The organism is Caulobacter sp. HMWF025, assembly GCF_003060965.1.
Taxonomy (GTDB): Bacteria; Pseudomonadota; Alphaproteobacteria; order Caulobacterales; family Caulobacteraceae; genus Caulobacter.
The window spans coordinates 1-1,226 of sequence record NZ_QAII01000106.1 but is presented as its reverse complement, the minus strand read 5'-3'; the positions used below and the strand labels follow the sequence as shown (position 1 = coordinate 1,226).

1 protein-coding gene is annotated in these 1,226 nt (G+C 69.8%); it reads left to right on the top strand.

Features of this window, described 5'->3' with window-relative positions:
• Nucleotides 1-1,226: calcium-binding protein (locus DBR10_RS11960; RefSeq protein ID WP_146187841.1), on the top strand; the 1,226-nt coding region annotated here is incomplete at both ends.

The following is a 1,226-nucleotide window of genomic DNA, read 5'->3' as shown; positions in this document are numbered from 1 at the left end:
GTCGAGCGCCTGGCCTTCTCCGACCAGACCGTCACGGCCGCCTCGGCGGCCACCGCGCTCTGGCTGACGGGTACGGCCTCGGCCGAGACCCTGACCGGCGGCACCGGCGACGACGTCCTGACCGGCGGCCTGGGCCATGACAGCCTGATCGGCGGAGCCGGTACCGATACGGCCCGGTTCGGTGGCACCCTGGCCGCCTCGAAGATCTATAGCGACGGCACCGGCGGCTTTGTAGTCAGCGGCCCGGACGGCATTGACCGCCTGCAGGGCGTCGAACGCCTGGCCTTCTCCGACCAGACCGTCACGGCCGCCAGCGTGGCCGTCAGCCTGTGGCTGACCGGGACCGGCGCGGCCGACAGCCTGACCGGCGGGGCGAGCAACGACGTGCTGGCCGGCGGTCTGGGCAACGACAGCCTGAACGGCGGCTCGGGCACCGATGCCGCCGTCTATGCCGGCCCGCGCTCGCAATATGTCGTCACCCCGACCGGTACGGGCGCCTTCACGGTGCGCGATACCCTGGTCAGCGGCGGCGAAGGCACCGACTGGCTGGTGGGCGTCGAACAGCTCTGGTTCTCCGACCAGATCATCACGACGGATGCGGCGGCCGTGGCCGTCAACCTGGTCGGGACGGCTTTGGCCGACACCCTGATCGGGGCCGGCGGGGCCGATACCCTGGACGGGGGCGTCGGTCTCGACTCCCTGGTCGGCGGCGCGGGCGATGACCTCTATGTCGTCGACAATGCCGGCGACGTCGTCGTCGAGCTGGCGGGCGGTGGCTATGACACGGTCCAGGTCTCGAAGAACTGGGTGGTGACGGCCGGCGCGATGATCGAGCGCGCCGTCCTGACCGGGACGGCCAACCTGAACCTGACCGGCAATCTCAATGCCATGCTGCTGGACGGCAACTCGGCGCTCAACACCCTCGACGACGGCGGCGGCGCGGCCACCATGCGCGGCGCGGGCGGCAACGACACCTACATCGTGCGCAATGCCGGGACCGTGGTCGTTGAAGCGTTCAACGACGGCTATGACGTCGTCCGTACCTCGCTGGCGGCCTACAGCCTGACCGACAATGTCGACAACCTGGTCTTTATCGGCACCGGCAACTTCGCCGGCACCGGCAATGCCATCGTCAATGTCATGACCGCCGGCAGCGGCAACGACACCCTCGACGGGGGCCTCGGCGGCGACCGCATGATCGGCGGCCTCGGCAACGACACCTATGT